The organism is Rhizomicrobium palustre (assembly GCF_011761565.1).
Classification (GTDB): domain Bacteria; phylum Pseudomonadota; class Alphaproteobacteria; order Micropepsales; family Micropepsaceae; genus Rhizomicrobium; species Rhizomicrobium palustre.
In genome coordinates this window covers 1,859,165-1,884,892 of sequence record NZ_JAASRM010000001.1, presented here as the reverse complement: position 1 = coordinate 1,884,892, position 25,728 = coordinate 1,859,165, and the positions used below count along the sequence as shown (strand labels likewise).

Here is a 25,728-nt window from a genome sequence, read left to right as displayed (position 1 = left end):
ATCAGGCCCAGTTATGCAAGTTTCCCAGATGCAAAACACGTGGCAATTCTGGATTGATCGCGGCGGCACCTTCACCGATGTGGTGGGGCGCGGGCCTGATGGGCATTTTACGGTCGTGAAGATGCTCAGCCAATGTCCAGAGCGTTATAGCGACGCTGCGGTTGCAGGCATTGCCACGCTGATGGGCCTGCCGGAAAGCGCGACACCACCGCGCGAAGCTCTGCACAGCGTGCGCATGGGCACGACGGTCGCCACCAACGCGTTGTTGGAACGCAAAGGCGCGCGGACCTTGTTTGTGATCAATAGAGGCTTCGGAGATGTCTTGGAGATCGGCCCGCAGGCACGGCCTAAATTATTCGATCTGGAAATCAAGAAGCCTGCGCCGCTTTATGAGGCAGTGGAAGAAGTGCAGGCCCGTATCGCGGCGGATGGCAGCGTATTAGCGGCGCTCGACGAAGAGGCGGCGCGCGCGATGTTTGTGCGGCGGCGGCGCGAAGGTCTTGACGCAGTCGCGATCGCGCTGATCCACGCCTGGGCCTTTCCGGAAATGGAACTGCGTTTGGCTGCATTGGCGCGCGAAACGGGATTTAGCCAAGTCTCTTTGAGCCATACGGTGAGTCCACTCTTAGGCCTCGTAGCCCGCGCCGCAACCACGGTGGCGGACGCTTATCTTTCGCCGGTGCTGCGCCGCTATGTTGATAAGGTATCTTCCGCACTGGGCGGCGCACCGCTCGCCTTCATGCAATCGAGCGGCGGGCTCGCGGACGCGGCATTGTTTCAAGGCAAGGACGCAATCCTTTCGGGGCCTGCGGGCGGGATTGTAGGCGCAGCCCGCACCGCGGAGGCTGCAGGCATCGCGAAGGTGATCGGCTTTGATATGGGCGGGACCTCTACCGATGTTTCGCTTTATGCTGGAGAGTTCGAACGCGTCTTCGACACCCAAGTGGCGGGCGTGGATTTGCGCGTACCCATGATGGCGATCAACACGGTGGCGGCTGGCGGCGGCTCCATTCTGCATTTCGATGGTGCAAGGCTTTCGGTCGGGCCGGATAGCGCGGGCGCAGACCCTGGACCTGCCTGTTATCGCCGGGGCGGGCCGCTCACCATTACCGATGCCAATGTGATGTGTGGAAAAATTCGCCCCGAACGGTTCCCCACGATTTTCGGGCCGCATGGCGACCAACCGCTCGATGCAGCAGTGGTGGCAGAGAAATTCGCGGCGTTAGCGGAAGAGATTTTGGCGGCAACCGGCGTGCGCCGCGATCCGCGCGCGCTTGCAGAAGACTTTTTGGCCATTGCTGTTTCCAATATGGCCCAGGCAATCAAGCAAATCTCGCTGGAGAAGGGGCATGATCCGGCGGAATTCACCTTGCAGTGCTTTGGTGGCGCGGGCGGGCAGCATGCTTGCCTTGTGGCCGACGAATTGGGCATGAGCAGCGTGTTGATCCATCCCTTCGCGGGCGTTCTTTCGGCCTTTGGCATGGGCATGGCCGATGAAGGCCTGGTGGCGCGTCAAGCGGTGGATCGACTGCTGGATGTAGGCGCGATTGAAGCGGCGAAGGCGCTGCTGGATACGATGGCCGCCGAGCTTGAACAGAAGCTGGTTGGCGGACAGCGCATCGCCACCACCAACCTGCGCTATCAGGGCACGGAAACTGCGTTGCCGGTAGCATTCGCCGACGAAACAGCCATGCGCGCAAGCTTCGAAGATGCGCATCGCCGCCGCTTTGGCTTTGCAGCCCCGGAACGCGCAATCGTGCTGGAATCGGTGACCTGCGAAATCGTGAAGAAGGGCGAGCGGCCGAAACTACCGAACGCTGCGGCAGGGACTGGTGTGCCAACAGCGCTGGAGCGTGTCGCGCTGTGGTGCGGCGGCGAAAGCGTGATGGCGCCGGTTTATGCCCGCGCGCATTTGGGAGCTGGCGACAAAATCGATGGCCCAGCCCTGATCAGCGAAGAGATCGCGACCACCATGGTGGAGCCCGGCTGGCGCGCCGAGATGCAGCGCGGCGGCGAGCTGGTGCTGACCCGTATGGTGCCACGGCGGAACACGACCGTTGCAGCGGCAGAGAAAGCCGACCCCATGCTGCTGGAGCTGTTCAACAATCTTTTCATGGCGGCGGCGGAGCGCATGGGCGTGGTGCTAAAGAACACCGCCACCTCCGTGAACATTCGCGAGCGGCTGGATTTTTCCTGCGCCGTGTTTGACGCCAGCGGCAATCTCATCGCCAACGCCCCGCATGTGCCGGTGCATCTGGGCGCCATGAGCGAGAGCGTGCGCAGCATTTTGGCCAAGCGCGGCAGCGATATTCGCCCGGGGGACATGTTCACGCTGAACAACCCCTATAATGGCGGCACGCATCTGCCCGACATCACCGTGATCGCACCGGTGTTTGACGAGAGCGGCATGGTGTTGCGATTCTTCGTCGGTAATCGCGGCCATCATTCCGATATTGGCGGCGCGACTCCTGGCTCGACCCCACCCAACGCCAAGCGTTTGGAAGAAGAAGGCGTGGTGATCGATGATTTTCTTCTCTGCCGTGATGGTGTCTTCCGCGAGGAAGCCTTCCGCGCTCTGCTCGCCGATGCGCCCTACCCTGCCCGCAATGCCGATGCCAATGTCGCGGATATCCGCGCGCAAATCGCCGCGAACCAGGCCGGTATTGCCGAGATGAAAACGCTAGTGGCGCGCTATGGCTGGGAGGCAACGCAAGCTTATACCGGCCATGTCATGGCCAATGCCGAGGAATGCGTGCGGCGCACGATTGCGCGGCTGTCGGATGGCGCGTTTCACTATGTGATGGATGACGGTGCGCCGTTATGCGTTTCGGTGTGCGTGGATCATGCCGCGCGCGAGGCGGTGATCGATTTTTCCGGCACGGGGCCGGAGCGTGAGGGCAATTTCAACGCCCCGCCCGCCGTGACCCGCGCGGTGGTGTTGTTCGTCTTCCGCAGTCTGGTCGGCGACGAGCTGCCGCTGAATGAAGGCTGTTTGAAGCCCTTGAAGCTGATCATCCCGGGAGGAAGTTTCCTTGCGCCGCGCCCTGGCCGCGCGGTGGTGGCTGGCAATACGGAAGTCAGCCAAGCGGTATGCAACGCGCTGTTCGGCGCGCTCGCCACCATGGCTTCCTCGCAAGCGACCATGAACAACTTCCTGATCGGCAACGACGCCTATCAATATTATGAAACCATCTGCGGCGGTGCAGGCGCGGGGCCGGGATTTCATGGCGCCTCTGCTGTCCATACCCAAATGACCAATACCCGCATCACCGATCCTGAAATTCTGGAGACGCGTTATCCTTTGCGGCTGGAACAGTTCGGGGTCCGGCGCGGCTCAGGCGGGGACGGGGCTTTTCAAGGCGGCGATGGTGTGTTGCGCGGCATGCGCGCCCTGACACCCGCGATCGCGACCTTGGTATCGTCACGACGTACACGCGGACCGTTTGGCCTTAATGGCGGCAGTGATGGCGCGCCGGGCCAGCAATGGATCACGCGGGTGGATGGAACCCGCGAAGAAATTGGCGGCGTCGCAGAAATCGCGCTGAATGCGGGCGACACCATCACCATCGCTACGCCCGGCGGCGGTGGCTACGGCAAAAAATAAAAACGCCCCGGTGTTGAGCCGGGGCGTTTCCACTTCCCTGAAGCTGGCGGGCCTCAGAAGAAGGTGATGTAGAAGGCGATCACGAACAGCACCGCCACAACGGAGAGCACCACGTCGATTGTGCCCCAGCTGGCGCGGGTCGCCGCTTTTTCTTCCGGCGTGGCGCCATACCAGGTGAAGCGGACCGTCTTCGGGTCCGGCGCCTTGGTGAGAAGGCTGACCGTCACCATGATCGCTGCCGTGATCACGAACAGGATCTGACAGTAATAGAGCCAGTTGATGTGCCAGATGGTGAAGATGAGGCCGTTCTGCGCCTGGATCGGCGCGATGGCGGCATCATAAGCAGCCTGGGTGATGCTGCCCTCGAAGAGTTTCTCTTTCAGGCTTTTCACCACCGGCTCATAGGCGCGCATATAGATGTCGGCCGCGAGGCGGGCAAAGCCAGCCACTACACCGAAGACAAAGGCGACCAACGCACCCTTGGCATTGGCGCGCTTCCAGAACACGCCCAGCGCAAACAGCACCACGATGGCCGGCGAGAGGTAGCTCTGCACGCTCTGCAGATAGGTGTAGAGGTTGGAGGACAGCGCCTTGATCACCAGCACCCAGCAGATGCCGATGGCGACGATCACCGCGGTGGCGATACGGCCCACCAGCACTTCGGTCTTGCCGCTAGCGTTGGGGTACCACTCGCGGAAGAAGTCCATGGTGAAGAGCGTGGCCGAGGCGTTGAACTTGGAGCCCAGCGAAGCCATCAACGCCACGATCATCGCGCAAGCGACCATGCCACGAAGACCATGCGGCAGGATCTGCGCCACCATCGAGGTATAGGCCGCGTCACCGGAGGTGGTGAAGCCCGAACCCGGGGTCTGGGTGAGCGCATAAGCGATCATGCCCGGCACCAGGAAGATGAAGACCGGCGTGAGCTTGAAATAGGCGGCCAAGATGGTGCCGCGGCGGGACTGCTTCTGATCGCGGCCCGCAAGCACGCGCTGCACGATGTATTGGTCAGTACACCAGTACCAGAAGCCGATGATCATGGAGGCAGGAAGCACGGCCGCCCAGCTCCATTCCGGATCATGGAAGGAACGGATGAGGTGGATGTTCTTGCCTGCGGCATGCACCGTCGCGTTCCAGCCGGCGATGAGATCGCCATGGCCGAGCACATGCAGGCCGGTCCAGAGAATGCAAAGCGAGCCGAAGATCAGGACCGGGGCTTGCAGCACCGAGGTGTACATGATCACGCGCAACCCGCCGAGCACGGTGTAGAGGCCCGTGGTAAAGGCGAGACCCAGCGCGATGACCCAGAAGACGTCGACCTGGAAACCGAAGAGGTTGACGCTCTCGATACCGAGAAGGGTGCGTACCACGACGTCACCGGCATAGATGGTGGCGGCGATCTTGGTCAGCACCAGGCTGGCGATGGTGAGCAGCGAGAGCACATTCCGCGACCCGCGCGAGAAGCGCAGCTCGAGGAACTCCGGCATGGTGAAGACCTTCATGCGATCATAAAGCGGCACGAAGACCCAGCCCAAGCACAGGATGATCCAGGCCTGCATTTCCCAATGCGCCATGGCCATGCCGGTGGCAAAGCCCGCACCGGCGAGTCCGACGAGATGCTCGGAGCCGATATTGGAGGAGAAGATCGACGAGCCGATCTGCAGCCAGCCGGAATCACGGCCCGACAGGAAGTAGTCCTTGCCGGAATTGGCTTTCTTGGACATCGACGCGACGATGACGGCGAGCATCACGGCGATGAAAACGGCGACGACGATCCAGTCCGTCGTGTTGAAGACGGGGCCATGTAGGGCCCCGGCGGTTGCGGTACTCATGGAAGCGTTCCCCTCAGTGTTATGTCGTTACTTCCGATAAAAACGTTATTTCTGACCGTAATAGGCTTTGGGCCCGTGCTTGCGCAGGAAATGCTTGTCGAGCAGCTCGGACTGCATCTCGCCCGTCGAGGGCACGATCTGCAACGATAGGCTGGCGAGCTTGGCGACATATTCCAGGATCGCCGCATTATGCACGGCGTCATGGGCGTCCTTGCCCCAAGCAAAGGGGCCGTGGCTCGCCACGATCACGCTCGGCTTGTGCATGGGATCGGTGTTGCCGAAGGTTTCGACAATCACATCGCCGGTCTTGGCTTCATATTCGCCCGCGATTTCTTCCGGCCTCATCAGCCGGGTGCAGGGAATATCGCCATGCCAATAATCGGCATGGGTGGTGCCGAGCGCCGGAATGGAGCGCTTGGCCTGGGCCCAGGCGGTGGCATAAAGGCTGTGGGTGTGAACGATGCCGCCGACATTGGCAAAAGCGCGATAGAGCACCAGATGGGTGGGCGTATCGGATGAGGGACGCAAGTTCCCTTCCACCACCTTGCCGCTGGCAAGCTCCAGCACCACCATATGCTCGGGCTTCATCACGTCATAAGAGACGCCCGACGGCTTGATCACCACCAGGCCTTTTTCGCGATCGATGCCGCTGACATTGCCGAAGGTCTGGATCACCAGACCTTCTTTGACGAGATCGAGATTGGCCTGACAGACTTCTTCTTTCAGTTCTTCCAGCATTTCAGCCCCGCGCCGCCGTACGGATGTCGATCAGCTTCTTCATCACGCCGAAGAGGTTGGTCTGACCTTTCTCGGTGCCGAAAGCGTCGTGCAGGGTGTGATAAAGGGCATAAAGCTCTTTGTAGACGGCATGGGCGGCGGGATTAGGCTCATAGACCTTATCCTTGAGGCCGGTCATCGCCGCGATGGCGCTGGCAAAATCCTTATGCGCGCCCGCCACCACGGCGGCGGCCACCGCCGAACCCAATGCCGGGGTCTGGGCCGAGCGCGACACCTTCATGGTGCGGCCGGTGACATCAGCATAGGTCTGCATGATGAAGGCGTTCTTTTCGGCGATACCACCGCAATTGACCACGGTATCGATTTTGACGCCGTATTCCTCGAAGCGGTTGATGATGGTGAGCGCGCCGAACGCGGTCGCCTCCACCAGCGCGCGGTAAATTTCCGCCGGCGTCGTATAGAGCGTCTGGCCGAGGAGCAGGCCGGTGAGGCGCTGATCGACGAGGACGGTGCGGTTGCCGTTGTTCCAATCGAGCGCCAGAAGGCCGGATTCACCTGGCTTCAGCTTGGACGCCTCAGCGGTGAGTTCGACATGGCCAAGGCCGGTCGGGTTCACATATTCCACGAACCAATTGAAGATATCGCCCACCGCCGACTGACCGGCTTCGAGGCCGAAATAGCCCGGCAGCACCGAACCATCGACAATGCCGCAGACGCCCGGCACATCCGCGAGCTTCACGTTATTCGGCTGCACCGAGATATCGCAGGTGGAGGTACCGAGCACTTTCACCAGCACGCCCGGGGCCACGCCCGCGCCGACAGCGCCAAGGTGGCAATCGAAGGCGCCGATGGCGACCGGAATACCTTCAGAAAGGCCGGTCTTCTTGGCCCATGCGGGGGAGAGACCACCAGCAGCGCTATCCACCGCCTTCACCCGCGGGGTGAGACGGTCGCGCAGATCGGCCAGCTTGGGATCGAGCTTGGCGAGGAATTCCTTATCGGGATAGCCACCCCAGGCGGCGGAATACATCGCCTTATGACCGGCGGCGCAGATGCCCGCGGTGAATTTGGATGGGGCGAGCGTATCCGTCATTGCTGCGGGCACGAAATCCGACAGCTCGATCCAGCTATAGGCGGCATCGAACACATCCGGGCGCGTGCGCAGGCAACGCAGAATTTTGGAATAGAACCATTCGGAGGAATAAACCCCACCGATCACCGCCACATATTGCGGGCGGATGTCATGGGCGAGCTTGGTGATCTCGGCGGCTTCCGCCCAGCCGGTGTGATCTTTCCAGAGCCAAGCCTGGGCAGCGGGATCGTCTTTATATTTGTCGCTCAGCGCGAGCGGGATGCCATCGGCATCGACCGGCATGGGGGTGGAGCCGGTGGTGTCGACACCGATGCCGATCACCTGCGCAGGGGAGAAACCAGGAACAGATTTGGCCGCCGTGGCCAGCGCTTCAACAATCGTGAGCTCCGCGCCCTTCAGATAATCGCCCGGATGCTGGCGGGCGACGTTGGGATCCTTATCCAGGATCACACCCTGATGGCCGTGCTCATAGACCCAGATGGCGGCGGCGATTTCGCGCCCGTCCGCCACATCGACGATCAGTGCACGGACGGAATTGGTCCCATAATCGAGACCGATAGTATAGCGACTGCCCATGTTCTTATCCTGAGGGGTTCTTCCCTAAACCCGTGAATATGACGGCGCGCTTCGGGAAGGAAAAGCAACCTCCCACGAAGCGCGCCATGTATGCTTTAGATCGTCCAGCCGCGGTTCATCGCGTAATAGACTTCATTGAAGCGCAGCTCTTTCTGGAACTCGCTGACATCGGTTTTCGCGTTGATCGAGACGAACTCGATATCCGCGATGCGCGCGAAATCTTCCAGCACTTCGGAGCCGACCGCCTGGCTGAACGCCGTGTGATGGGCGCCGCCCGCGTAAATCCAGCACGCGCAGGATTCTTCGAGGCTCGGCAGCGGCTTCCACATCGCCTGGGCGACGGGGAGCTTGGGCATCGCATGCGGCGGGGTGACGACTTCGAGATCGTTGACCAGAAGGCGGAAACGGTTGCCGAGATCGATCAGCGAAGCGCCGACGGCCGGGCCGGCCGGGGTGGTGAAGACCAGACGCGCCGGGTCCATCTTGCCGCCGATACCGAGCGGATGCACTTCCAGCTTCGGCTTCTCGGCCGCGATGGAGGGACACACTTCCAGCATATGGGCGCCGAGCACCAGCTTGTTCGCCGGATCGAGATGATAGGTGTAGTCCTCCATGAAGGAGGTACCGCCCTTAAGGCCGGTCGCCATCACCTTCACCGCCTGCACCAGTGCGGAGGTCTTCCAGTCGCCTTCAGCGCCGAAGCCATAGCCATCAGCCATCAAACGCTGCACGGCCAGGCCGGGAAGCTGTTCCAGACCCCAGAGGTCTTCGAAGGTATTGGTGAAGCCCTTGAAGTTTCCTTCCTTCAAGAAGGCACGCAGACCAAGCTCGATGCGGGCCTGTTCGCGGACGAATTTGGCGCGGCTGCCGGTGGAGCGCAGATCGCTCGATACATCGTAAACCGCTTCATATTCGGCGACGAGCTGATCGACTTCCTTATCTGAGATGGCGTTAATCACCTTCACCAGATCACCGACCGGATGATAGTTGACCGAGTAGCCGAACTTGAACTGGGCCGAAACCTTATCGCCTTCAGTCACCGCAACTTCGCGCATGTTGTCGCCAAAGCGGGCGAATTTCGCGCCCTGCCAGGAGGCCCAAGCGGCGGCGGCGCGCGCGAAGGAGCCGATCTTTTCCTGCACGGCCTGTTCCTGCCAATAGCCGACCACGACCTTCCGGTTGAGGCGCAGGCGCGTCCAAATGAACCCGTGCTCACGGTCGCCATGAGCGGCCTGGTTCAGGTTCATGAAGTCCATATCGATGGAGCCCCAGGGGATATCGCGATTGAACTGGGTGTGCAGATGAACGGCGGGCTTCTTCAGCTCCTTGAGGCCGTTGATCCACATCTTAGAAGGCGAGAAGGTGTGGCACCACATAACCAGGCCGATACAAGCCGGGGTGTTGTTGGCTTCGGCAACCAGCGCGCTCACCGATTCCGGCGACACCAGCACCGGTTTGAAGACGACTTTCGCGGGGATCGCAGCACTCTCATCCAGCGCCTTGGCGATTTGCGTGGAATCGGCGGCGACCTGCTTGAGCACTTCCGGCCCGTACAGATGCTGGCTTCCAGTGACAAACCACAATTCGTAATTGGCGATCTTGGCCATGGGGGGTCTCTTCTTACGCGGGGCTTCCGCTTCCCAATATCACAGCCCAATTCCGCTAGCATCAAAAAAGCAGACAATTTGGAAAGAGGGTCATTTTTAGGGGTATTGGCTAAAAGTCGCAAAATGCCTGAAAAAGTTGGCTTTTCAGGCAGCCGCGCGCGAATGCCGCCGCCCCTCGCGCGGCAAGTTGCAGCACAATCGCGTGTGGAGCTTAGCGGGCAGCTTTCTGGGCCTTGCCCCGCGCCTTGGCGCGCTGGGGGACGGGCGTGTCCTGCAGGGCGAGGCGGATCAGGGTGCTCATTTCCTCGCGGGCCCGATCAGGATCGCGATCAGCAATCGCCGTGAACACCCGCAAATGATCCGGCACCGGATCGCGCGGCAGTGGCCGCTCGCGCTGCTTGAACATGGTGGTGGTATTGACCGCAGCGTTCACGCCTGTGGTGAGAGAGATAATGTAGGGATTACCGGTCGCTTCCAGCAGCGAGGCATGAAAATCCTGATCGCCCTGGCGGCCTTCGGGCGTCGCAAGGGTATGGCGCGCCATCCGTTCTATGGCATCGCGCATGGCATCGAGATGCGCAGTGGTGCGGCGGGTGGCCGCGAAAGCGGCGGCGGCAGATTCCACGATATTACGCAGCTCGAACAGGCTTTCGAGCAAATCGAGATCGGGCTCGCTTTCAAAAGCCCAAGCCAGCACATCCGGATCTAGAAGGTTCCAATGGCTGCGCGCGGTCACCTTGGTGCCGACCTTGGGCTTGGATTCGACCAGCCCTTTAGCGGACAAAATCCGCACAGCCTCGCGATAGGCGGTACGTGATACTTCCAGCTTTTCGGAGGAGGCGATCTCGCCGATCAGAAGATCGCCAGGCTGATAACGGCCCGAGACGATGGCCACGCCGAGATCGCGTGCAATCGTACCGTGCAATCTGAGCGCCCTAGCGCCAGACGCAAATCGTCCGTGTGAAGCCGTTTTCTTCATGATGCATCCTTCCGCTGCACTATAGCCAAGGATGCGCCGCATCCAAGTGCGGACACATAAGCAGGCGTTTTAAGCCAAGGGCAGTTAAGACAAGAGTACAAACAGAAAACGCCGTTTCCTTGACCGGGCTGAATAGGCCCACGGATGTGCAAAGGAAACGGCGTTTTGCTGCATAGGGTTACTTCGTGCGGAAGCTCAGCACGGTTTCGCTGTGATAGGCCTGACCGGGCTTCAGAACCGTCGAGGGAAAAGAGGGATGGTTCGGTGAATCCGGGAAGTGCTGGGTCTCCAGGCAAAGGCCGGTACGGTGCTTATAGACGGTGCCGGCGCCCGCCGGTTTCCCATCCATGAAGTTGCCCGAATAGAACTGAATGCCCGGCTCCGTCGTGGAGACTTCCAGCACGCGGCCGCTTTCGGGATCTTCCAGCACGGCGGCGCTAGCAAGCTTGCCAGAGCTGTTCAGCACCCAGTTATGGTCATAGCCCTTGCCGAATTTGAGCTGTTCATCGTTCGCTTCGATGCGTGCGCCGATGACGGTCGCCTTGGTGAAATCAAAGGGCGTGCCTTTGACGGGCTTAAGCTCGCCGGTGGGGATCAGCGTCTTGTTGACCGGGGTGAAGCGGTCGGCCTTCAGCGTTAGAAGGTGGTTCAGAATCGGCTTTTCGGGATTGCCCGAAAGATTGAAATAGGTGTGGTTGGTGAGGTTCACCACCGTCGGCTTGGTGGTGGTGGCATCATAGGTGATCGCCAAGGTGTGGTTGGCCTTGAGCGTATAGGTGACGTGCACCGTGAGCTGGCCGGGATAGCCTTCCTCACCATCCGCGCTGACATAGGTGAGCTTCAGCGCCGAACCGTCTTTGGTGTCGACCGGCTCGGCCGTCCACAGCCGCTTGTCGAAGCCTTTGGTGCCGCCATGCAGCGAGTTGGGGCCGTCATTGGTGGGGAGCTGATAGCTCTTGCCGTCCAAAGTGAATTTGCCAAGCGCAATGCGATTGCCATAGCGCCCGATGGTGGCGCCATAGAAGGGCACGCCCTTCACATAAGGATCGACACTGGTGAAGCCGAGCACGACATCGCCATAAACGCCTTTTTTGTCGGGGGCCTTGAGCGAAACCAGAGTGGCGCCATAGGTCGAAATCTTGGCCTCGAAGCCGTCCTTGCCCGAGAGTGTGAAAAGCTCGACCGGCTTGCCGTCCGCCGTCTTACCGAAGGGCGCCTTGGTCACGCCAGCCTCTGCCGATCCCGCAGCCGCCAGCGCAGCCATGGCCATTGTCGTCGCCATTACTTTAAACATCGTCGCGTTTCCCCTAGCCTTGAATGAGGCCGTTGTCGTTTTCCGCTCGCTATTATGTCAGACATAAATCCCGCCAGCCATAAAATCTTTGTGTCAGGACTGGCGGGAGGTGCTTATCGAGCCGCGAGGAACGAGGCCAAACGTTCGAAGTTGAGCGGGGTCTCGGTCAGTAACGTGTAATCGGCGGCGACCGCGGCACGCAACGGAGCCGAATCGATGGAATGGCCCCAGAAGGCCGTCTCGCCGAGATAGGCGGCGACCATCTTCTCGCGGCCTTCCGGCGAGCCATCGTCCAACGCACCGATCGCCTTGACCTTTTCCAGTATCGCGGCAGCATCGCGCGGGGCCAGCTCGGCCGCGCCCGGGAATTTGCCGAGATAAAAGACCAGCCACGCCGCCAGAGACAAGGTCATCAGCGGGGCGGGCTTGCCATTTTTGGCGAGATACGCCTCGAGCCGATCGAGATTGCGGGTCTGGTATTTGACCAGACCATTCAGTGAGATGTCGTGCCAGAGATGGCGGATGAAGGGATTGGTGAAGCGGCGCAGTACCGCCGCCGCGAAGGCTTCCAACTCCGTCTTGGGCAAGGTGAGGAAGGGGATGACTTCCTCGTTCAAGAGCCGGTCGAGGAACTTGGCGCCGACCGGGGTCGTCACCGCCTCGCCCACCGTCAAGACGCCGGAAATCAGCGCCAGCGGGCAAAGCGCGGTATGGGCGCCGTTCAGGATCGCCACCTTGCGCGCCTTATAAGGCGTTACGTCCTCGGTCACGACGGTGTGCTCGTCATAATCGGCGAGCGGCAGGCGCAGCGCGGGCTGATCAGCCTTTTTCTCGATGACAAAGAAGTGGAAATACTCGCCCACCGTCATGAAGAGATCGCGATAGCCAAACTCGGCTTCCAGCTTCTCGGCGTCGGCTTTGGGATAGCCCGGCACAATGCGATCCACGAGGGTGTTGTAGAAAGCGTTGCATTCGTGCAGCCAAGTGATGAATTCAGGCTCCAGCCCCCATTCGGCGGCATGCTGCAAGACAATGCGCTTCAGCTCATCACCATTATGATCGATCAATTCGCAGGCGATCATTTGCCAGCCAAAAGCCGGAGCGCCCTCGAAATATTTCCAGCGCTCATGCAGAAGCCGGGTCATCTTGCCGGGAAAAGACACCGGCGGCTGATCGCCATAGGCGACATCCGGCACATAGGCGATGCCGGCATCGGTGGTGTTCGACACGACGACGGTAATTTCGGGATTGCGCGCCAGGTTCAGCACGCCTTCCCAATCCTCATGGCTGGGGATTTCCTGACGCACGCAGGTCACAAGCCGGGCTTCGGAAACCGTGGAACCATCATCGGCGACGCCGCGGGTCAGCACATTATAAAGGCCATCCTGCTCGTTCAGCGTATGAGGATTGCCGCCAGCGATGGGACGCACCACTACGACACCCCAATCGCTGCCCGCCTTCTCATTCATGCGGTCGATCTTCCAATCGACAAAGGCGCGCAAGAAATTACCTTCGCCGAATTGCAGAATGCGCGGCGTGGGGCGGAAACGCTCCTTCACCAGGGACTGATTGAGCTGTTGCATAGGGTTCTCGTGGGGTTGAGCGTTTCTCGCGCGTTGTTTTGGCCGCGTTACATCACGGCGCCGATATGCCAGGGGACGAATTCCATATCGCCGTAACCCAGCTCTTCACTTTTGGACTTCTGACCGGAAGCGACCGAAAGCATATAGTCGACGATCTCGGCGCCCTTTTCCTCCACGGTCGTTTGCCCCAGGGCGATGGTGCCGCAATCGACATCCATATCGTCGGGCATTTTCTTGAAGAGCTCGCTGTTGGTGGCGAGTTTGATCGAGGGGGTGGGCTTGCAGCCATAGGCGGAGCCGCGACCGGTGGTAAAGGCGATCATGGTGGCGCCAGAGGCGACCTGCCCGGTGGCCGAGCAAGGATCAAAGCCGGGGCTATCCATGAAGACGAGACCGTGTTTTTTCACCGGCTCGGCATATTCAATCACATCCACCAGCGGCGAGGTGCCTGCCTTGGCCACCGCACCGAGAGACTTCTCGAGAATGGTGGTAAGCCCGCCCGCCTTGTTGCCCGGCGAGGGGTTGTTGTTCATTTCCATTTCGTGGAGCGCGGTGTAGCGTTCCCACCATTCGATCCGGGCACGGAGCTTTTCGACCAGTTCGGGGCTCTCGGCGCGGGCATAGAGAAGATGCTCGGCGCCATAGATTTCCGGCGTCTCCGAAAGCAGCACCGTGCCGCCCATGGAAATGATGCGGTCCGAGGCATTGCCCAGCGCAGGATTGGCGGTGACGCCCGACCAGCCGTCAGAAGCACCACATTGCAGGCCGATCACCAATTCGCTGGCGGGCTGGGGCGTGCGCTGGGCCTGATTGGCGCGCGGCAGCATGGCCTTGAGCTTATCCACCCCTTCGGCGATGGCGCGTTTGGTGCCACCGGTGTCTTGGATGGTAAACGATTGAAAATGCTCAGACTCTGTAAGTCCATAGATCTGCTTGAACTTGGCCAGCTGGAGCACTTCGCAGCCCAGGCCCACGAGCAAGACAGCGGCGAAGTTGGGATTGGCGGCGGTGCCCCAAAGGGTGCGCGAGAGAAGATCAAAACCTTCGCCCTGCCCCGCCATGCCACAGCCGCCGGAATGCACGATCGGCACAATGCCATCGACATTGGGGTAATCGGCAAGGAGGCCGCTACGCTCCACTTCCTGGGCGATGTATTTGGCGACCGAGGCCGAGCAGTTCACGGATGTTAGGATACCGACATAGTTGCGGGTGGCGACACGGCCATCGCCGCGCTTGAACCCTTGAAAGGTCTTCACCGCGTCGTTGCGCAAAAAGGCAGGCGCGACACCGGCCGCCTCGCGCAAATCCGAAAAGGCGAGGTTGTGGACATGAACATGCGCGCCCGGGGCAATATCAGCGCTCGCCACCCCGATCACCTGGCCGTATTTGCGCACTGGCTCGCCCTCACGGATGGCGGAGGTTGCGACCTTATGGCCGAAGGGGATGACATCCGCCGTGATGATGTTTTCGGCGCCCACGGAGGTCCCAGCGGCAAGCTGGGTCACCGCCACGACGACGTTGTCGTTGGGATTGAGGCGGATAACGGCGATATCGGTCTTGGGAGCTGGCATGCGGGGCGTCTTTCTGCCGGGGGGCGAACCAAGCTTTATTTCGCATGGGGAACGCGCGGGCGTCAAAATAATCTCAGGCCATACTTTGGTCGGGCTGGCGGGCCGCATAGAGAGCCTGAAAAACGCCCGATCCTCAACGCCATACGTATGCATGAGGTTGCCCGCCAGGGGCCTGGGCGTATCATCGCGCCACAGGGAAGAAACCACAAAAGAACACACACATGGCTGTTACCGCCCCGCCGAGCCTTAGGGCCTCGCGCAAGCCGTCCGTCAGCTTCTTCGCAATCTGGAACATGTGCTTCGGCTTTCTGGGGCTGCAATTCGGCCTTGGACTGCAGAATGCCAATGTCAGCCGCATCTTTCAGACGCTGGGGGCAAGCCTCGACGAAATTCCGGCGCTGTGGATCGCGGCCCCTTTGACCGGCCTCTTGGTGCAGCCGCTGATCGGCTATTTGTCGGATCGGACCTGGACCAGACTCGGACGCCGTCGGCCCTATCTGCTGGTGGGCGCGCTCCTCTCCTCGGCGGCGCTCTTGATCATGCCGATGTCGCCTGCTTTGTGGGTGGCGGCAGTGATGCTGTGGGTGCTGGACGCCTCCATCAACACGTCCATGCAGCCCTTCCGCGCGTTCGTCGGCGACCAGCTAGATCTGTCGCAGCGCCCGACCGGCTATGCCATGCAGAGCTTTTTTATTGGCGTCGGCGCGGTGGTGGCAAGCGCCCTGCCCTGGACCTTCGAGAAGGTTGGCATTTCCAATACCGCGCCTGCCGGCATCGTGCCCGATACGGTACGTTACTCCTTCTTCCTGGGCGCGCTGGTGCTGTTTGTGGCGGTGCTGTGGACCGTATTTTCAACAAGGGAGTATCCGCCCGAGGAGCTCGAAGCTTTTCAGGACGACGCGCCGGAACTCGCCGCAGAAGCACATCCCAATCGCGCGCGTGGCCTGATCTGGGTTTTGTTTGGCATCGCAGGATTGTTCGCGGTCTATCGTGCGGCAATCGACAAGCAGCTTTATCTCATCTGCGCCATGGTGCTGATCTGGGGCATTGCGCTTTTGCTACAGAAGAAGGGCAAGCCATCCGGATTGTTCGGCACCATCATGCTGAACATCGAGACCATGCCAGATACGATGAAAAAGCTGGCGCCGGTGCAGTTCTTCTCTTGGCTGGCGCTATTCTCGATGTGGATTTACACCACCAGCGCCGTAGCCGAGACCTGGTTCGGCTCCCATGACCCCTCTTCCGCCGCTTATAATGAGGGCGCCAATTGGGTTGGCGTTCTCTTCGCGGCTTATAACGGCTTTGCCGCCCTCGCTTCCATCATCGTGCCGGGGATTGCCAAGAAAATCGGCCTTAGATGGACGCACCTCGCCAATGTCTGGCTTGGCGGACTGGGGCTTCTGTCCTTCCTGGTGATCAAAGACCCGGTATGGCTGATTGCCTCCATGCTGGGGGTCGGCTTTGCTTGGGCCTCGATCCTGTCGCTGCCTTACGCCATCGTCTCCGACAGCGTGCCTGCCAAGACCATGGGCGTCTATATGGGCATCTTCAATTTCTTCATCGTCATTCCACAGCTTGTGGCGGCGAGTGTACTCGGCTTCATCTTGAAGATCGCCTTCGAGGGCAAGCCGGTCTTCGCCCTGGCACTGGGCGGGGTGAGTTTCTTGATTTCGGGTGCGCTGGTACTGCGCCTGCCCAAGGAGAAAAAAGCCTAAACTTTCTTGGCCCCGCAAGAGCGGCGGATGATCAGGCGGGCGGGAAGCTTGGCGCTTTCCGCCACCTCGCCCTGCATCATCTTAAGCAGGGTCTCGACCAGCTTTTCACCCGCAAGCCAAGTGTCCTGGGCCACGGTGGTGAGCGCCGGATTGACGAAGCTTGCGGCCGGGATGTCATCATAGCCAATCACCGAGACATCGCGGGGCACATCAAAACCCTTGTCACGCAAGACCGCGAGCGCACCCGCCGCAATGAGATCGGAGGCGGCGACAATGCCATCGAAGGGTACCCCGGATTCGATCAGCGCCAAAGCCGCGGCGGCGCCAGCTTCTTCGGAGGACACCCCAGCAGCCTGGAAACTTTCCGGTAAGCCATCGGCCTGCATTGCCGCGCTATAACCGCGATGGCGCTCGGAAAACTCCGGCGCGTGGTTGGAGGAATCCCCCAGGAAAGCGATGGCGCGACGTCCAAGACCGATGAGATGTTCGGTAGCAATCCGCGCGCCGTTGAAATTGTCACTCCCGATGGAGACGCCGGGCTGGCCCTCCTCCACCGCACCCCAGCGCACAAACCGCGTCCCCTGCTCCACCAATTGCTCGAGGTGCTGGCGGTAATCGACGTAATCGCCATAGCCCAAGAGGATCAGCCCATCGGCTTTGCCGCTATCCTCGTAATCCTCGTTCCAATCCTGGGCGAATTTCTGGAAGGAAATCAGAAGATCGTAGCTGCGCTTGGCGCAAGCCCGTGTAATCGAGCCCAGCATAGAGAGGAAAAAGGGGTTTATCTGCGAGGGATCCGGGCTCGGGTCCTCGAAAAACAGGACAGCGATGGTGTTCGAGCGCTGGCGCCGGAGATTGGAGGCGTTCTTGTCGACCTTATATTTCAGCTCACGGGCGATCGCCTCGATTTTGCGGCGGGTCTCCTCATTCACATTGGGATCGCCGCGCAGGGCGCGTGAGACCGTCGATTGTGACACGCCAGCCCGATAGGCGATGTCAAACGACGTCGGCCTTTCGTGTACGCGCAGCTTTTCGTCGGTGCCGCCGCCCAGGGGAATCCTCATGCCACGAGTATGCCACAATTTGGTGGGGGCTGCGCAACTAGGTGCTTGTGCGAACGCCCGCGTTGACGGCGAGCGCTGCATTCTTGCAACGACATGAATCGCAGGCGCATAGGCGCTTTCGTATGCACTTCACCGTTATGCCAATTTACGCGGCATACCAGCGCTGTCGGCATGAGAGAGGCGCAAAGGCTCCCCCGGTGTCAGCACGTGATCCGCTCCCCATATCGCGACGGTAAGCGGTTTTGGCCCGCCATAACGTACTTCGACGCCATCCCGCGAGACGGAGACTTCCACCGGTTGGTCCTGGTAAAGCAGCCGGAACGCATATTTTTGCCACTCCGCCGGAATCTGGGGGTCAAAACTGAGCTTGCCGTTCTTGATCCGCTTGCCGCCGAAACCTTCCACGATCGCGAGCCAAGTCCCCGCCATGGAGGTGATATGCAACCCCTCCTCGACCTCGTGGTTGTAGTCATCGAGATCAAGCCGCGCCGTACGCAAGTACATTGCATAGGCCTTTTCCATCAGGCCAAGGCGCGCCGCCAGGACCGCATGGGTGCAGGGCGAGAGCGAGGATTCATGCACCGTGCGGGCTTCATAATAATCGAAATGGCGGCGGTGGGCTTCCGCATCAAAGCGGTCTTCGAAGAGATAGAAGCCCATCAAAAGATCAGCCTGCTTTATGAACGGGGAGCGTAAAATCCGGTCCCAGCTCCAATGCTGGTTGATCGGCCGCTCCTGGGAATCAAGATCAGCGACCGTGACCTGCTCCTTATCGAGATAGCCATCCTGCTGCAGGAACAATCCGCTGCGTGGATCGACAGGATAATGCATGCCCTTAGCCACCGCCTCCCAATGGGCAAGCTCTTGGGCGCGATCCAATTTGGTCTTGGTGATGATCTCACCCAAACGATCGGGCGCAATATGGCCTACAATGCCGATCGCTTCGCGCGCGTAATCCAGACACCAGCTTGCAATGGTATTGGTGTACCAGTTGTTGTTGACGTTGTTCTCGTATTCGTTTGGGCCCGTGACGCCCAGGATGACGTATTTTCCTTTGTCGCTGGAGAAGGTCGCCCGCTGCGCCCAAAAACGGGCTATGCCGATCAAAACCTCCAGCCCATATTCCGCGAGATAAGCCTCATCGCCGGTATGCTGGATGTAATTGAAAATGGCATACGCGATGGCGCCATTACGGTGGATTTCCTCGAAGGTGATTTCCCACTCATTATGGCATTCCTCGCCATTCATGGTGACCATCGGATAGAGCGCCGCACCATCCTTGAAACCGAGCTTGGCCGCATTCTCGATCGCCTTCTCAAGATGCTTATAGCGATAGATGAGAAGGTTGCGGGTGACACGCGCAGGCGCAGCGCAGATATAGAAGGGAATGCAGAAGGCTTCCGTATCCCAATAGGTGCTGCCGCCGTATTTCTCGCCCGTGAACCCCTTGGGACCGATATTGAGGCGCTCATCCTCGCCCGTATAAGTCTGGTTGAGGTGGAAAATATTGAATCGGATACCCTGCTGGGCCGCGGCATCGCCTTCCACCACGATATCGCTGTGATTCCAGATATCGGCCCATTTAGCTTCGTGCTCGGCGAACAGCGTTGAAACACCCGCAGCCATGGCGGCCTGCGCGGCCTTCTCAGCCTTGGCCCTCAGCGTGTTCTTCGGATGATCCTCGGAGGTCACCACGCCAACGTATTTGACGAGTTCGACGCTTTCTCCGGCCTTGAGATGCAGCACAAAAACATTATCGGCCATGGTAGCACCGGCCGCCGCGCTGGAAGCTATTTCACCCTTTGCCGTAATCTGTAGCGCCATTGCGAAGCCAACACGGAAATCAAGCTTGCGAGTTTGCGCTACGAGAAAGGCTTTTCCAGCCTCCGCACCGGTTTCCTGGATGTTCCAGAACTTTTCATTATAGTTGGAATCGCGATTGGTGACGTCCCCATCGAGATAGGGGCGCAGATGCAGCGATAGATCACTTAAAGCGGTGGCGCGATATCGCACCACGCCAACCTCTCGCCGCGCCATGCTGACAAAGCGCAAGGCTTCTATTTTAAGGCGGGCACCATCCGCCATGGTCGCGATGAAGTCGCGGGTGAGAACACCGCGTTTCATATCGAGCACGCGACGAAAGTCTTCCACCTTGCACGTGGCAAGATCAAGCGCGTGGCCATTCACTACCACATCAATCCCGATCCAATTGGGCGCGTTCAGCACCTTGGCAAAATATTCCGGGTAGCCGTTCTTCCACCAGCCAACTCGGGTTTTATCTGGGTAATAGATCCCCGCGATATAGCTGCCTTGCAGCGAGGGGCCGCTATAGCGTTCCTCGAAATTCGCCCGTTGCCCCATATGGCCGTTGCCAATGGAGAAGAGGCTTTCAGAAGCTTCGTGCCGCTCCGGATCGAAGCCTTCTTCGATGATCGACCACTCGTTGACGATGCTACTCATGAGATTTTCTTGTTGGCTGCTTGACGCAAAATTTCAATGGAGAGAGATGCGAGACCTGGCACCACCAGATCCGCGTGATGCAGAATGGCGGGGTCACCAATACCGATGGCGAGCATGTTGGCCGAGACCGCGGCTTCGATACCCGCTTCGGCATCCTCGAACACGGCGCACGCAGCCGGCGGGACACGCAAATCACGGGCGCAGTTCAGGAAAACTTCTGGATCAGGCTTGGTGCGGCTGACCTTGTTACCGTCCATCACTACATCGAAGAGCGATCCAATTTGCAGAAGCTCCAGGATCAGCGCGGCGTTGCGGCTGGCCGTGGCGAGCGCGGTCTTATATCCGGCGGCCCAGCAGGCCTTCAGGAATTCCTGCGCGCCGGGAAGAATCTCCTCAGGAGTCATCCGACGGATGAGCTCGAGATAGAGATTGTTCTTGCGCTCGGCGAGCTTGGCCATTTCCTCTGCCGGAAGCGTGATACCGCCGATTTCCAACAGGATTTCCAGCGAACGCTGCCGCGACACACCTTTCAGCCGCTCGTTATGACGTTCGGTGAATTCGAAACCGAGCTCCTCAGCGATTTGGCGCCAAGCGATGTAGTGATATTTCGCGGTATCCACGATTACGCCGTCGAGATCGAACAGGCACGCTTTCAGATTCATCACGGCACCGCCGAGCAGATGACAAAATCGAGCGGCTTCAGCAAAACATGATAGCTGCCAGGCGCGCTCACAGATGGGGCGCATGTACCGTGCAGGGCCTTAAACCCCTTGACCCCGTAGTCGACTTCGACCTGGGCCTCGAGCGGCTCTGTGGAGGTGTTATAAGCGATCAGGATCTCGTGCCCCGTCGCGGGATCGCGGCGCGAGACCGCCAAAAGGCCGGGCTTTTCGGAATAGGCGCGCACGACCTGGTGGCCGCGGCGCAGCTCGGGATGGGCGGCGCGAAGGGCGGCGAGCTCCCTGATGGCGATAAAGAGGGGGTGGGTTTGACCGAAACTCGCCGTCGCGGTGGTGGCTTTGGTGCCGACCAGCGGCGTCTCATTGTATTCCTGGACCTTACTCGCGAACATGTCTTGACGCGCACTCTGGTCATTGCCGATTCCAGCAAAACCTTGTTCGTCGCCGTAATAGACCGTCGGTACGCCGCGCAACGTGAACAGCATGGCATGCGCCAGGGTTACACGCTGCAGCACCTCCGCATCACTCGCCTTGGGAAAAGCAGTGCGGACATACCAGGCGAAGCGGCCTGCATCATGGTTTGAGATGAATGTAGGGAGCGTGAGGGCCGTGGCGGCACCGCCTTCGTAAAGGGCGTCATTTTCAAAAAGCCGCGCGAAGGCAATGGTTCCCGTATTTCCCGCCAGCGTCTGCCCCACCGTGATGGCAAAGGCGAAATCCAAAACCGACGGTTGTTTGTCGATGCGGGTATGACGCGCCTGCATGGCGTCCGCGCCATCGAGGCCTGAAATATTCTCCCCGAAAATATGGAAATGGGTGATGCCTTTAACTTTCGCCCGCGCCAGCATGGCCGGAACAAAAGCCTGCATGAATTCAGGATTGACGAAGCGGGCGGTATCGATGCGGAAGCCATCCACACCATAGCGATCGATCCAGCCGCCGAAGACATCGATCATGCCTTTCACAACACGCGGATTTTCGGTCATGAGATCATCGAGACCGACGAAATCCCCGCGTGTGGCGCTCTCGCCATCAAAAGTGGTGTTGCCACGATTGTGATAGAGAAGCGGATCGTTCAGCCACTCCGGATTTTTCGCGTGCTCCTCGCCTTTGGGCAGATAGACCGTATAGGCGTAATTGGGATTGGTCAGCTTGGCGAAATTCTCTTCGCTTTGCACCGCATCGCCGAGGAAACCGTCATTGATCGGCTTGCCGTTCACCCCGCCCTGTCGTGAATAGGGATAGTCTGCGGGCGAGCGATAGGGGCAGTCCATCTGCTTGGGGCATTCGCCGTATTTGATGACATCGGCGGTATGGTTCACAACGATGTCCATGTAGAATTTCATGCCGCGCGCGTGCACCGCATCGACCAGCTTCTTGAAATCCGCGTCCGTTCCGAAATGCGGGTCGACATGTTCGAAATCGGTGATCCAGTAGCCGTGATAGCCTGCGGATTCATTACCCTTGTCGCCCTGCACCGCCTTGTTCTTGAAAATGGGGGCGAGCCAAACCGCCGTCGCGCCAAGTGACTGGATGTAATCCAGATGCTGGATCACGCCCTTGAAATCCCCGCCGTTGAAGAACCCTTTGGAGGTGGGATCGTAACCGGTGATGAGCCGATCGCCTTTCAGACCGCCACGATCATTGGTCTTGTCGCCATTCTCGAACCGGTCGGGCAGAAGGAAATAGATGAACTCGTCTTCAGCAGGACGTTCGAGCCGCGAATTCTGAGGCGACGAAGCGGCTAAAGCAGATGGCGACACCGACGTCAGAGCAAGTGCAACAAGCGCCAGGAGCGCAAGGTTCCGCATATCAAATCTCCCGGCCAACTAAACGCATAGGGCACGATGTAAGGACCCTCGCCGGCCACTTGGCCGACGAGGGCAAGGGAGGCTGAGCTTATTCGAACCGATAAGAGAGACTGACTTGATAGGTCGTGCCGAAACGCCACCAATCTTGGTTGTTGCGCGTATCATTCGGATCGGCATCGAAATGGTACATCATCTGCTTTGCGTGCAGCAGGTTGTCGGCTTGCAAGCTGATGTTCAGACCTTTGGCAGTGCCTTCCTGGAAGGTGTAGCCGATCTGTGCCCCAAGCCACGCCTGGGCCTTGAACTCGTTGTTTGTGTAGGTGTTATCGAAGCCTTTGATCTGGGCGTAGTAACGTGACCGGAAATTGTAGTTCACGCGCGCCGAGAAGCCTTCGTTGTCGTAGTACATCGTGCCGTTATAGACGAGTTTCGATAGGCCGGGCAGCGGCGTAGCAGTGCCCGAATTCGAGACACCCTTCATGCTCGAGTCGGTGTAGGAGATGTTGCCGGTCAGGCCGAAACCCTCAAGCCAGCCGGAGAGCGCGCTGCCTGAAAACGCACCGCTCACCTCGATGCCTGCGATGTTGCCACCGGAACCGTTCACATCTTGTGAGACATAACCCATGTAGCTGTTCGGCTTGTACCCGGTCGGAGTGAGATAGCCGGTAAAATCGAACGGCGTGGTCTGTTTGTAGATGTAGCTTTCGAGATTCTTGTAGAAGCCCGCGATCGCCAGATAGGTGTCCTTGCCGTGATAGTATTCATAGGAGAGGTCCACCGCATCCGCGATCCAGGGCTTCAATTTGGGATTGCCTACGTCACCGCTCCAATGACTGCAGTTCATCCAATTTGCGGCCGGGCAACTATCCGCGAGCGTCACCGGGTCGAAGCCGGAGGTGCCGAAGCTATAGGAATTGACGTTGACCATCTGGTCCATGCGGGCGCGCACCAGTTCGCGTGCCCCGCCGAGGCGGATCTTGCTGGAGTCGTTGATTTCGAATGACAAGTTCATGCTCGGCAACAACTGGCCGTAGTTCAAGCCGCCGGTGAGCGGGATGACAATTGGAGGTGCGTTGCTGGGGAACGAGACACCGAAACCAGCCGATGTCTGATGGGTATAAACGAACTGCAGGCCGATGTTGCCGGTAAGGGCGTGATTGGCCAAGAGCGTATCAATGTCGGTCTTGATATAGCCGGTATAGACCGCTTCGTTGACGTCGTAGCCCTTCTGATAGGCCCAGGGCCCCGTGTTATGAATGGCAGAATAGAAGCCGCCGTCAAAGGCCGCGTCTGCATTCCAGGAGGCGAAGCCGGGAATGCCGAAGTAGGACAGGCCCGAAGATACACCGGTGCGGTATTGATCCGGGATCGGCGTGCCGACCGGCAAGGTGTAACCCGCATAGCTATTGCCATGCGCCGCGTAATAGGTGTTGGCGTCGGCCCACACCGACTTGACGACCAGGAAGTATTCGTCGGTCGACTTTGTCTTGGTACGATTGGTGAAATAGAGACCGGCGGTGACACCCTTGAAGAAGCCAGCACCCAGGTCGCGCTGCAGCTCCAGTTTCAAGGTCGCCATGTGGTCATGGACCTTGTCGTATTTGAGATAGCCCTGCTGAGCGCAATTTAGACCATTGACATTACCCCAGCACCCGGAATCGGCCAGCAGCATGTTGCTGTAGTTGCCGTAATCGAGCTTCGGGGCGACATGCATGACCATGTTGCTGTCCAGCGTGAACGGCATTGGATCGACCGCGCCACCGCCACCGCCATAGCTCGTCCCGGCATAGTTTTCGAGCAGGCGCGAATGACGCTGCACACTGGAATATCCGGCATCGAGCATCGCCGACCAAGGACCGTTGGTGTAGGTGTTCTTCCAACCGATCGCCCAAAGGTCGTTGTCTTTGCGATCAGATTCTTCGCGACCGATCTGATGCACCCCCGGCGTAAAAGTGCCGCCGGTGACATAGCCATTGTTGACTGTATAGCCCGGCAGAAGGTCCTGACTGCCCCAGTTGTACATCGGCGCTTCGACGCGGGTCACCCGCCAGTCATCCCGGAAGGTCGAACCGAAGAAGTCGAGCGTGGATTCAAAATGCTCGTTGGGGCGGTATTGCAAGGTGGCAAGGGCAGCATTGCGCTTGAGGCCGTCCACGACCGAGTTGAATTTCGCGCCGCCGGGGACCACGACATTGCTCGGAACAACGGGAGTTGCAGGGGGGCACGGAGCGGCTGAACGGCACCAACCGCCATTCGGATACCCCCAGGAGGCGTATTCCTGGTACGGATTGAGGTCATCCATCAGCGAGACACCGACCACCAGGCCGAGCTTGCCGCCGGAAAATTGATCGATGTAGGTGCCGCCGAGACGCCAGCCATACTGGCCTTCCTTGGGGTTCAGCTCGCCGAGCGAGTTGGTCTGGCCGCGAACGTTCAACGAGATAACTCGATGATCGTATTCGAGCGGGCGGGTAGTGCGCATGTCGATGGTGCCCGACAGACCTGCGCCGACGAGGTCCGCCGAAGGGGTCTTGTAGATCACAACGCCGCTCATCAGTTCGGCCGGGTACTGGTCGAATTGAACGGAGCGATTGTCATTGGTCGAGACCTGCTCGCGGCCGTTCAAAAGCGTGGTCGAGAAGTCCGGCGAGGTACCGCGAATGGAGATGTCCGAGGCGCGGCCGTTGGTGCGCTGGGTGGCAAGGCCCGGCAGGCGGGAAATCGCTTCACCGATCGAGGCATCCGGCAGTTTGCCGATGTCTTCGGCCGAAATCGCTTCAACGATCTGGGTCGACTCTTTCTTAAGGACGATGGTGTTTTCCAAGCTGGCACGGAAACCCGTAACCGTAACCGATTCCATTTGCTCCTGCGCAAACGCACCACTCGTCGCTAGGGCAAGTACGGCGAAGCTCGTTGCGGTAGACGCCAGAACGGTATGGCGCACTGATGCCGGCCGCGCGCGCGAAATGCGTGAAGTCATACTCTAAGCCTCCCCATATATGCCCTGCAGCGCTATGCGCCGGGGCTTTTTCGTAGCCGGTATTCCGGCCACTTGTTTCGGGGGGAGGATTACCCTGTGGCGAAAATATGCCAACCTGTTGCATACGTATTCATGGCGAGA

Annotated in this window: 15 protein-coding genes; 2 read left to right on the top strand and 13 right to left on the bottom strand. The window is 59.6% G+C overall.

The genetic code is table 11. From position 1 onward, the window contains the following. Positions 1-28: 28 nt before the first annotated feature. The gene (locus FHS83_RS08560; RefSeq protein WP_208414325.1) at positions 29-3,604 is read left to right on the top strand and encodes a hydantoinase B/oxoprolinase family protein; all 3,576 of its coding nucleotides are present in this window, start codon (positions 29-31) and stop codon (positions 3,602-3,604) included. Positions 3,605-3,657: 53 nt separating this feature from the next. On the opposite strand, the gene FHS83_RS08555 is transcribed toward FHS83_RS08560, so the two are convergent. The 8 genes from FHS83_RS08555 to FHS83_RS08520 all read right to left on the bottom strand — a co-directional run bounded on the left by FHS83_RS08555 (position 3,658) and on the right by FHS83_RS08520 (position 14,877). Next, on the bottom strand, positions 3,658-5,436 hold the full coding sequence (locus tag FHS83_RS08555; RefSeq protein WP_167082568.1) for a sodium:solute symporter: 1,779 nt from the start codon (positions 5,434-5,436) through the stop codon (positions 3,658-3,660). 45 nt (positions 5,437-5,481) lie between these two features. After that, positions 5,482-6,174 carry an L-ribulose-5-phosphate 4-epimerase gene (locus FHS83_RS08550; protein WP_279590093.1) on the bottom strand — a complete coding sequence of 231 codons (693 nt, stop codon included), beginning with the start codon at positions 6,172-6,174 and terminating at the stop codon, positions 5,482-5,484. A 1-nt stretch (position 6,175) separates the two neighbouring features. Further along, on the bottom strand, positions 6,176-7,843 hold the full coding sequence (locus FHS83_RS08545) for a ribulokinase (protein WP_167082567.1): 1,668 nt from the start codon (positions 7,841-7,843) through the stop codon (positions 6,176-6,178). A gap of 95 nt (positions 7,844-7,938) precedes the next feature. Next, the gene (araA, locus tag FHS83_RS08540) at positions 7,939-9,450 is read right to left on the bottom strand and encodes an L-arabinose isomerase (RefSeq protein ID WP_167082566.1); all 1,512 of its coding nucleotides are present in this window, start codon (positions 9,448-9,450) and stop codon (positions 7,939-7,941) included. 211 nt (positions 9,451-9,661) lie between these two features. After that, positions 9,662-10,375 (bottom strand): FadR/GntR family transcriptional regulator, encoded by a 714-nt coding sequence (locus FHS83_RS08535; protein WP_208414323.1) that lies wholly within the window; start codon positions 10,373-10,375, stop codon positions 9,662-9,664. A 232-nt stretch (positions 10,376-10,607) separates the two neighbouring features. After that, positions 10,608-11,723 carry an aldose epimerase family protein gene (locus FHS83_RS08530; RefSeq protein ID WP_167082564.1) on the bottom strand — a complete coding sequence of 372 codons (1,116 nt, stop codon included), beginning with the start codon at positions 11,721-11,723 and terminating at the stop codon, positions 10,608-10,610. Positions 11,724-11,836: 113 nt separating this feature from the next. Continuing rightward, on the bottom strand, positions 11,837-13,306 hold the full coding sequence (locus FHS83_RS08525) for a tagaturonate reductase (protein ID WP_167082563.1): 1,470 nt from the start codon (positions 13,304-13,306) through the stop codon (positions 11,837-11,839). A gap of 47 nt (positions 13,307-13,353) precedes the next feature. Next, complete coding sequence (locus FHS83_RS08520) at positions 13,354-14,877, bottom strand: UxaA family hydrolase (protein WP_167082562.1); 1,524 nt, start codon at positions 14,875-14,877, stop codon at positions 13,354-13,356. 221 nt (positions 14,878-15,098) lie between these two features. Between FHS83_RS08520 and FHS83_RS08515 the strand changes: the two genes are divergently transcribed. After that, the gene (locus FHS83_RS08515; RefSeq protein ID WP_167082561.1) at positions 15,099-16,592 is read left to right on the top strand and encodes an MFS transporter; all 1,494 of its coding nucleotides are present in this window, start codon (positions 15,099-15,101) and stop codon (positions 16,590-16,592) included. Here FHS83_RS08515 and FHS83_RS08510 read toward each other — a convergent pair. The 5 genes from FHS83_RS08510 to FHS83_RS08490 form a co-directional block, all read right to left on the bottom strand. After that, entirely contained in the window at positions 16,589-17,656 is a 1,068-nt protein-coding gene (locus tag FHS83_RS08510; RefSeq protein WP_167082560.1) for a LacI family DNA-binding transcriptional regulator, read from the bottom strand. The genes FHS83_RS08515 and FHS83_RS08510 overlap by 4 nt on opposite strands. Positions 17,657-17,791: 135 nt before the next feature. Further along, positions 17,792-20,116 carry a family 65 glycosyl hydrolase domain-containing protein gene (locus FHS83_RS08505; protein ID WP_167082559.1) on the bottom strand — a complete coding sequence of 775 codons (2,325 nt, stop codon included), beginning with the start codon at positions 20,114-20,116 and terminating at the stop codon, positions 17,792-17,794. After that, positions 20,113-20,778: a beta-phosphoglucomutase gene (pgmB, locus tag FHS83_RS08500; RefSeq protein WP_167082558.1), complete on the bottom strand. Its 666-nt coding sequence runs from the start codon at positions 20,776-20,778 to the stop codon at positions 20,113-20,115. Before pgmB ends, FHS83_RS08505 begins: the two co-directional genes overlap by 4 nt. Further along, the gene (locus FHS83_RS08495) at positions 20,778-22,607 is read right to left on the bottom strand and encodes an alpha-amylase family glycosyl hydrolase (RefSeq protein WP_167082557.1); all 1,830 of its coding nucleotides are present in this window, start codon (positions 22,605-22,607) and stop codon (positions 20,778-20,780) included. The genes pgmB and FHS83_RS08495 overlap by 1 nt, the downstream gene beginning before the upstream one ends. An 88-nt stretch (positions 22,608-22,695) precedes the next feature. Further along, the gene (locus FHS83_RS08490) at positions 22,696-25,587 is read right to left on the bottom strand and encodes a TonB-dependent receptor (RefSeq protein WP_167082556.1); all 2,892 of its coding nucleotides are present in this window, start codon (positions 25,585-25,587) and stop codon (positions 22,696-22,698) included. Positions 25,588-25,728 lie beyond the last annotated feature (141 nt).

Excerpts from the sequence above, each read along its gene's own strand:
- FHS83_RS08490 (WP_167082556.1), bottom strand. The coding sequence starts at position 25,587 with ATGACTTCACGCATTTCGCGCGCGCGGCCGGCATCAGTGCGCCATACC.
- pgmB (WP_167082558.1), bottom strand. The coding sequence starts at position 20,778 with ATGAATCTGAAAGCGTGCCTGTTCGATCTCGACGGCGTAATCGTGGAT.
- FHS83_RS08555 (WP_167082568.1), bottom strand. The coding sequence starts at position 5,436 with ATGAGTACCGCAACCGCCGGGGCCCTACATGGCCCCGTCTTCAACACG.
- FHS83_RS08560 (WP_208414325.1), top strand. The coding sequence starts at position 29 with ATGCAAAACACGTGGCAATTCTGGATTGATCGCGGCGGCACCTTCACC.
- FHS83_RS08550 (WP_279590093.1), bottom strand. The coding sequence starts at position 6,174 with ATGCTGGAAGAACTGAAAGAAGAAGTCTGTCAGGCCAATCTCGATCTC.
- FHS83_RS08545 (WP_167082567.1), bottom strand. The coding sequence starts at position 7,843 with ATGGGCAGTCGCTATACTATCGGTCTCGATTATGGGACCAATTCCGTC.
- FHS83_RS08510 (WP_167082560.1), bottom strand. The coding sequence starts at position 17,656 with ATGAGGATTCCCCTGGGCGGCGGCACCGACGAAAAGCTGCGCGTACAC.
- FHS83_RS08520 (WP_167082562.1), bottom strand. The coding sequence starts at position 14,877 with ATGCCAGCTCCCAAGACCGATATCGCCGTTATCCGCCTCAATCCCAAC.
- FHS83_RS08495 (WP_167082557.1), bottom strand. The coding sequence starts at position 22,607 with ATGCGGAACCTTGCGCTCCTGGCGCTTGTTGCACTTGCTCTGACGTCG.
- araA (WP_167082566.1), bottom strand. The coding sequence starts at position 9,450 with ATGGCCAAGATCGCCAATTACGAATTGTGGTTTGTCACTGGAAGCCAG.
- FHS83_RS08515 (WP_167082561.1), top strand. The coding sequence starts at position 15,099 with ATGGCTGTTACCGCCCCGCCGAGCCTTAGGGCCTCGCGCAAGCCGTCC.
- FHS83_RS08525 (WP_167082563.1), bottom strand. The coding sequence starts at position 13,306 with ATGCAACAGCTCAATCAGTCCCTGGTGAAGGAGCGTTTCCGCCCCACG.
- FHS83_RS08530 (WP_167082564.1), bottom strand. The coding sequence starts at position 11,723 with ATGTTTAAAGTAATGGCGACGACAATGGCCATGGCTGCGCTGGCGGCT.
- FHS83_RS08505 (WP_167082559.1), bottom strand. The coding sequence starts at position 20,116 with ATGAGTAGCATCGTCAACGAGTGGTCGATCATCGAAGAAGGCTTCGAT.